Genomic DNA, 7,473 nt, shown 5'->3' on the forward strand with positions numbered 1-7,473 from the left:
GCCGTCACGTGAGCATCTCGGGTACCACCAGGACGGGGCGTCACCTTTCCAGTCGTCTCCGGCGTCCTGAGCGATCCGGTCCACCCATCACGGCAGCCGCCGGGCGGATCAGCAGACCGCTCCGCGGACGGCGGCTACTCCGCGAAGCCTCGGATGCCAGGTGGTCCGCGACCGCCGGCGCGCGGTCGGTTCCCGCCGGCGCGCGCGGTCGGGCGTGCGGTTCCCGGCCGACCGGTCGCCTTGGTGGACGGTTCCCGGCCGACCGGTCGCCTTGGTGGGCAGTTCCCGGCCGACCGGTCGACTGGTGGGCGGTTCCGCACGCGGTCGGCGGGTGGGACGCGACTGGCCTGCGGTCCACTCTGCGCTCCTGCGTTTCACGTGAAACGGGGGCGACGCTCGGCTCGATGGCGGCACCCGAGGAAATGTCGACCCGCAGGGGAGAAACCCGCCGACCCCGAGCAGAACGGCCGCCGGGCGGGAAGCCACGCCTCGGAGTCGGGTGGTGAAAGGGCGAGGGCCCGGCGTGGACGTGCTCTGCTGAGTGCAGCAGGTCCACCGCCCATACTGGCGGCAGGGCAGCACCACCAGAACGGCCGCGTACCCGTCTCGGGTACGCGGCCGGGGAACGGCGGGAAACGGATCAGTCCTCGGGCTCGGATTGGCCTTCCTCGCCGACCCCGATGATGCCGACGATCCGCTCCAGGTCGTCCACCGTGGCGAACTCGATCGTGATCTTTCCCTTGCTCCGACCGATGTCCACCTTCACCCGGGTGTCGAACCGGTCGGAGAGCCGGTCGGCCAGATCGGTCAACGCCGGGGCGTGCGCCTTGGACCGGCGCTTGGCTGCCGGGGTCTTCGCGGGGCCGTCGCTGAGCGTCAGTGCCACGATTTCCTCGGTAGCCCGGACCGAGAGCCCTTCGGCGACGATCCGCAGGGCCAACTGCTCCTGCGCCTCGGCCTCGTCGAGGCTGAGCAGCGCGCGGGCGTGGCCGGCCGACAACACACCGGCCGCCACCCGGCGCTGCACCTGCGGGGGAAGATTCAGCAGCCGGATCGTGTTCGAGATCTGTGGCCGGCTCCGCCCGATCCGCCGGGCCAACTCCTCGTGGGTCGCGCCGAACTCCTCCAGCAACTGCTGGTAGGCCGCAGCCTCTTCCAACGGGTTGAGGTTGGCCCGGTGGATGTTCTCCAGGAGCGCGTCCCGGAGCATGGCGTCGTCCTTCGTCTCCCGGACGATCGCGGGAATGCTCTCCCGACCGACCGCCTGGGCGGCACGCCAGCGCCGTTCACCCATGACGAGTTCGTACTTCTCGCTGTCCAGCTGCCGGACCACGATGGGCTGGAGGAAGCCGACCTCCTGGATGGAGGTCTTGAGTTCTTCCAGCGCCTCCTCGTCGAAGACGTGCCGGGGTTGCTTGGGGTTCGGCACGATCGCGTCGACGGAGATTTCGGCGAAGCGCGCACCGGGCACCGGGCTGAGTTGCGGCTCGTCGGGTGGCGGTGCGAGGGCCACCGGCGCGGGCATCGTCACGTCCAAGGCCACCGGATCGGTGGACGTCTCGGTCGCCGGCCGCGCCGGGTCGACCTCCACGGGCAGGGTCGCCGTGGTCGTGCTCTCCTGCACCGGCCCGGTCGGGATCAGCGCACCGAGCCCTCTACCCAGACCGCCCCGGGGACGGTTCTTCATACGACGCCTCCCAGCGACTCGTCCGCACTACGCATTCCGGCTCACCGGCTCCTTGGCACCGCGCTCGGCGATTTCCTGGGCAGCCTCGAAGTAACTCGTGGCTCCCCGCGATCCGGGATCGTAGGTCATCACGGACTGCCCATAGCTCGGGGCCTCCGACACCCGCACGTTGCGGGGGATGACGGCCTGGAGGACCTTGTCGCCGAAGTGGTTCCGGACGTCCTGCTCCACCGCGTCGGCCAGCCGGGTACGGCGGTCGTACATGGTGAGCAGGATCGTGGAGACCTCCAGCTTCGGGTTGAGGTGCTGGCGAACTAGGTTGATGTTGTTTATCAACTGGTTCAGCCCCTCCAGCGCGTAGTACTCGCACTGGATCGGGATCAGCACCTCCTGCGCGGCCACCAGGGCGTTGACCGTCAGCAGCCCGAGGGAGGGTGGGCAGTCGATGAAGACGTAGTCGAAGTGCCCCGGGTACGCCTCGATGGCCCGGTTGAGCCGGGACTCCCGGGCGACCACGGAGACCAGTTCGATCTCGGCGCCGGCCAGGTCGATGGTCGCCGGCACGCACCACAGGTTGGGGATGCCCTCGACCTCCTGGGCCACCTCCGCCAGCGGCACGCTGTCGATCAGGCAGTCATAGACGTCCGGCACCCCGGTGTGGTGCGGGACGTTCAACCCGGTGGAAGCGTTGCCCTGCGGGTCGAGGTCGACCACCAGCACCCGGTTGCCGTGCAGGGCCAGCGCCACCGCCAGGTTCACCGTGGTCGTGGTCTTGCCCACGCCGCCCTTCTGATTGGCAACGCACATCACCCGGGTCCGCTCAGGACGGGGCATGGTCACCTCGCCACTCGGATTAAGGATCTGCACGGCGCGCATCGCCTCCATAGCCAACGGTGGGTCATCCTCTTCGCGCGTCGGGGTTTCACGTGAAACGTACGCGGCGTCCGCCGAACCCACGGCGACGGGCCCGGGGACGAGCCCAGGAATGTCGAGGGCAGGCGTCGCGTCGGGCACCGCGTCGGGGTGGGGTTGGGTGGGCACCGATGGTGTATTGCCGTGCAGCGGAGCCGTGAACCGCGACGACGCCCCCGCGTTACGTCGTGCCGAGGGTGCTGCCCGGCCATCGGGAGCACGGGTGGGACCGCCGTCGGAGCCGGATCGGGCGGTAGGCGGCGGAACGTACGACTCGGGAGCCGGGCGTGCCGCACCCACCACCGGAGGCTCACGCCGCGATCCGGGAGTGCGCTCCGGCGGATGGATCGCCGGCTGCCCACCGGCAGTCCGGTCCTGATGGTCGGTTTCACGTGAAACAGGGCCCGCGTCCGAGCCCGATCCGTCGGGACGGTTCACCCGTGGATCGTCGTACCTGCCGTCGTCATGCACCTGTCATCCCTACCCGCTCCGGATGGTCGGTCCGCACCCCGTCTCGCTTGCCGTACGCGCTCGCACCGCGGAGCGTACGGCCCGGCGGGGGCGATCGGGACCCGGTGCGCCCGACATCCACCCGCCCCACACTATCGACGCGCGGTCAGCCTACGGGGGACGGGCGCGGCGGGTCCATCTTCGTTCTCCGGCGGCACCGCGTCCGCCGCGGATCGGTGCCACCGCACCGGGCACCCGGGGGCAGCGGGCACCGATCCGCGGCGACAGACAGGACTCAGCGGGCGCGCTTGCGGCCACCGCGAGCGCGCTTCGAGGCCACCTTGGCCCCCGGTGGTCGGACGACCCGCTCCCGCACGATCTCCACCACGGTGGTCGGCGGATCGAGGAGGCCGGTGCCGCACAGCTGCACCGCCGGCTCGCCGCCGCCCAGCTTCGCCACGGCCTCGGCATGCTCGGCGATCTCGTCCAGCGCGGACGACCCCTTGAGGGCGAGTAGCCGGCCGCCGCGAACCACCAGCGGCAGGCTCCAGGTGGCGAGGCGGTCCAACGGTGCCACCGCGCGGGCGGTCACCACGTCGGCGGTGAACGGGCCGACGCCGGACGCCCCGGTGGCTGCCTCGTCGGCCCGGCCCCGGAACACCCGGACCATCCTGGCCAGCCCGAGCCGCTCCACCGTCTCGACGAGGAACGAGGTACGCCGGGCCAGCGGCTCGACCAGGACGACGTTCAGGTCGGGACGGGCGATCGCCAGCACCAGCCCGGGCAGCCCGGCTCCGGAGCCGACGTCGATCACGCTGGCACCCTCGGGGATGCGCTCGGCGACGGCGGCGCAGTTGAGCAGGTGCCGGTCCCAGATCCGGGGTGCCTCCCGGGGGCCGATCAGACCACGCACCACACCGTCGGTGGCGAGCAGCTCGGCGTACCCGGCGGCCAGGTCGAGCCGGTCACCGAAGAGCGCCGTCGCGGCGGCGGCCAGCTCGGCCGGGAGGGTGGCGGACGGGGCGGACGGGGCGGACGGGGCGGAAGGCTCGGACGGCGGCCCGGGCGGCGTGCCACCCGGGCCGGGACCGGCATCCGTCGTGAGGTCGTCGGGCGTCACCAGTTCAGTCCGCCGGCCGGACGACGATGCGCCGGGTCGGCTCGACACCCTCGGACTCGCTCTCCACCCCGCTCATCGCGTTGACCACGTCGTGCACGCACTTGCGCTCGAAGGCCGACATCGGCTCAAGCCGCACCGGCTCGCCGTGCTCCTTGACCTTTTCCACCGCGTTCTTGGCGACGGCGGCGAGTTCCTTGCGCCGGGTGGCCCGGTAGCCGCCCACGTCGAGCAGGAGCCGACTCGGCGAGCCGGTCTGGCGGAACACAGCCAGTCGGGCCAGCTCCTGGAGTGCCTCCAGGGTGGCGCCGCGTTGGCCGACCAGGTTCTGCAACCGGCCACCGACCACCTCGACGACCGGACGACCACCGGAGACCAGCTCGTCGATGTCGCCGTCGTAGTCGAGGATGTCGAGCAGCCCCTCGATGTAGTCGGCGGCGATCTCGCTCTGGGCGAACAGCTCGCCCTCGCCGGCTGACTTCTTCTCCTTGCCGCCGTCGGCGGGCTCACCCTCACCGGTAGCGGCGGTCGGGACGGTCTCCTCGTCGAGCGAGGCGTCCGCGCTGGGGATGCTGGTGTCGGTCACGGTGTCATCTCCGTACTAGCTCGGCCGGACCGTCGGGTCCGCTGGTCTCCCGGGCGACCGGCGGAAAGAGGCCGGTTCGGTCACGGGCACGTCTGGTACGGGCGGTCTCGCCCGCAACCGCGCAAGGCGCGGCGGTCCCGGTCCGGCGCCGACCGTGAGGCGGCTGCGCGGTGCCGGAGAGCCGCCGTCGGTCGTCCCGACGGCGGCCCGGTGGCTCAGCCCTGGCGCTTGGCCGGGCCCTTCTTGGGGTTGGCCGGCTTGGCACCCGGCTTCGGCCCGGCGACCTTCGGCGCGGCCGGCTTGGCGGGCGCCTGCGCGACCGGCTTGTTCCGGTTGAGGAAACCGCCGGTCTTGGCCGGCTGCACCGGACCGGAGCTGGTCGCCTTGTTGCCGGTGACCCCCTTGTTGGTCACCAGCGGCGGGAACTTGCGGAGCACCCACTGCTGCTGGCCGAGGGTGAACAGGTTGTTGGTGACCCAGTAGATGATCACGCCGATCGGGAAGATCGAGCCGGAGACGAGCAGGGAGAGCGGGATGCCGTAGAGCATCAGCCGCTGGATCATCCGCTGCTGCGGGTCCTCCGCCCAGCCGGTCTTGAGGATCATCTGACGGCTGGTCAGGTAGGTGGTGCCCATCATGACCAGGACCAGGATGCCGGCGATCACCTTCACGGTGGTGCCGTTGGCACCGAGCCGGGCCAGCTCGTCGGCGGTGGAGCCGAACTTGCCGGCGATCGGGGCGGTGAAGATCGTGGCGCTGGAGGCGCTGTCGAACTGCTCGGCGGTCCAGCCGTAGAGGCTCTTGGCCTCCTTGGCCGGGTCGAGCCGGCGCAGCACGTGGAAGAGACCCAGGAAGACCGGGATCTGGAGGAACATCGGAAGGCAGCCCATCAGCGGGTTGGCCTTTTCCTTCCGATAGAGCTCCATCATCTCCTTCTGGAGCGTCTCCCGGTCACCCTTGTGCTTCTCCTGGAGCTCCTTGACCTTCGGCTGGAGCGCCTGCATCGCCCGCTGGGACTTGATCTGCTTGACGAAGACCGGGAAGAGGATCACCCGGACGGTGACCACCAGGAAGACGATGGCGAGAATCCACGACCAGTTCGTGCCGAGCACCGTGCGGACCGGCACCCCGATGGCGTCCCACGCCGAGTGCCAGGTCAGCAGGATCCACGAGATCGCGTAGTAGATCCAGTCGAGACTCAATTCTCAGACTCCAGTCACGTCGGCGCGTCGGCGGCGGCCCGGCTCCGGAACCGGGTCGTGTCCACCAGGGTGGAAAGGGTGGCAGCGCGACAGCCGCCGGACCGTCAGGCCGGCCCCCCGGAGCGCGCCGTGACGGGTCACCGCCTCCAGGGCGTAGGCACTGCACGACGGGTAGAACCGGCAGCGGGCCGGCAACGCCGGGCTTATCCAACGACGGTACGCGATGATGGGACCACTGAGCATCCGGGCACCCATGCTCCGGCGTGCCGACACGGCGGGTCCGTTGCTCACCGCGACCGCCGCGCCCGAGGCGTCCGGGCGGCGGCGATCGCCGCGTCCAGGTCGCTGCCGAGCCGGGCATACGGCGTGCCGGCGGCGGGGGGCAGGGCGCGTACCACCAGGGTGCTGCCGGCCGGTAGCGCGTCCAGCCGCTCACGGACCAGGTGCCGCAGCCGGCGGCGAACCTTGTTGCGGACCACGGCGGGCCCGACGGCTTTGGACACGACGAAGCCGGCGCGGCTCGATCCGGAGATCAGCTCCGGGTCGGTGCTCCGCGCCGGCTCCGGCGAGGTTGTCCCGAGGGGTGTGGTCGCGGCGGATGTGGAGGCCACCGGCAGTGTCAGGTGGACGACGACGGCACCACGCCCGACGCGTCGACCACCACGGACGGCTGCGGCGAAGTCGCTGCTACGCCGCAGGCGCTGTGCGGCCGTCAGCACGACTGTCCACGTCCCCGGACCGGTCGGCCTCAGGCCGACAGGCGGTTACGGCCCTTGGCACGGCGGGTCGACAGAATGGCGCGGCCGGCACGGGTGCGCATGCGCAGCCGGAAGCCGTGGGTCTTCGCGCGCCGGCGGTTGTTCGGCTGGTAGGTGCGCTTGCTCACGTCAGGCTCTCCGTTTTCGTACGTCCCCGGCGCGGGTTCGCCCGGGGTCGTTTGGTGGACCAGACCACCTCGGTGGTGGCCTCCGATCGGTGCTGCCCGGCGGCGCGGAACCTCGGCGATGCGGGGCGACGACCACGGACAGCGAGCACCCATCACCCTAGCAGAGGGCGACAGAGCAGCCCCTCCAGCCTACGCAGGGGGGCAATGACCGTCAAACCACCCGGACCGGCGATCCGCTGGTCCGGTGTCCTGTCGAGCGGGTGTCCCGCCCGGGGTGGGAGCGGCGGTCGGGGTGGCGGCGGTTGATGGCGGCCCGTCGTCGCTGTTACCGTGCGCGTTTGCGGTCAGCTTCGGTTCCGGGTTGTGGTCGGAGGGCAAGACCGGACCCGGCAGTGAATCGTTCGGCACGGTGAACCCGCTTCAAACGCCCTCCCCGACAGGGGGGCAGGTCCGACCCGCGCCCGGCGGGCGGCCACAATCGGTCGGTACACACAGGCTGTGGATAACTTGTGGATGCCGGCCGGTCAGCCGTCCGGTGGGTGAGCGGTACCACCCGCGAACGCGGTGGCGGGCCCGGCACAACCGCTGGACCACAGCGGCGGTCGGGAGCAGAGGCGAGGGGGTGGCACGACG

The 7,473-nt window shown here is 71.1% G+C and carries 8 protein-coding genes; all 8 read right to left on the reverse strand.

Annotated elements, in window-relative coordinates:
• Nucleotides 1–640: 640 nt before the first annotated feature.
• Entirely contained in the window at nucleotides 641–1,687 is a 1,047-nt protein-coding gene (locus tag ACQP2H_RS31595) for a ParB/RepB/Spo0J family partition protein (RefSeq protein ID WP_219465387.1), read from the reverse strand.
• Between the two features lie 27 nt (nucleotides 1,688–1,714).
• Nucleotides 1,715–3,070, reverse strand: coding sequence for a ParA family protein (locus tag ACQP2H_RS31600; protein ID WP_357532685.1), 1,356 nt, complete (start codon nucleotides 3,068–3,070; stop codon nucleotides 1,715–1,717).
• Nucleotides 3,071–3,344: 274 nt separating this feature from the next.
• The gene (gene rsmG, locus ACQP2H_RS31605; RefSeq protein ID WP_363818265.1) at nucleotides 3,345–4,046 is read right to left on the reverse strand and encodes a 16S rRNA (guanine(527)-N(7))-methyltransferase RsmG; all 702 of its coding nucleotides are present in this window, start codon (nucleotides 4,044–4,046) and stop codon (nucleotides 3,345–3,347) included.
• Between the two features lie 127 nt (nucleotides 4,047–4,173).
• Nucleotides 4,174–4,752, reverse strand: a complete 579-nt coding sequence (locus ACQP2H_RS31610) for a protein jag (RefSeq protein ID WP_208565172.1) — start codon at nucleotides 4,750–4,752, stop codon at nucleotides 4,174–4,176.
• Nucleotides 4,753–4,967: 215 nt separating this feature from the next.
• On the reverse strand, nucleotides 4,968–5,954 hold the full coding sequence (yidC, locus tag ACQP2H_RS31615; RefSeq protein ID WP_219465389.1) for a membrane protein insertase YidC: 987 nt from the start codon (nucleotides 5,952–5,954) through the stop codon (nucleotides 4,968–4,970).
• 3 nt (nucleotides 5,955–5,957) lie between these two features.
• Nucleotides 5,958–6,197, reverse strand: coding sequence for a membrane protein insertion efficiency factor YidD (gene yidD, locus ACQP2H_RS31620; protein WP_204925644.1), 240 nt, complete (start codon nucleotides 6,195–6,197; stop codon nucleotides 5,958–5,960).
• 44 nt (nucleotides 6,198–6,241) lie between these two features.
• Nucleotides 6,242–6,673 (reverse strand): ribonuclease P protein component, encoded by a 432-nt coding sequence (gene rnpA, locus ACQP2H_RS31625; RefSeq protein WP_219465390.1) that lies wholly within the window; start codon nucleotides 6,671–6,673, stop codon nucleotides 6,242–6,244.
• A 29-nt stretch (nucleotides 6,674–6,702) separates the two neighbouring features.
• Nucleotides 6,703–6,840 (reverse strand): 50S ribosomal protein L34, encoded by a 138-nt coding sequence (gene rpmH / locus ACQP2H_RS31630; RefSeq protein WP_208565176.1) that lies wholly within the window; start codon nucleotides 6,838–6,840, stop codon nucleotides 6,703–6,705.
• Between the last annotated feature and the right edge of the window lie 633 nt (nucleotides 6,841–7,473).

The sequence above is a fragment of the Micromonospora sp. CA-248260 genome, assembly GCF_050942205.1.
In the GTDB taxonomy this organism is placed as follows: Bacteria; Actinomycetota; Actinomycetes; order Mycobacteriales; family Micromonosporaceae; genus Micromonospora; species Micromonospora antibiotica.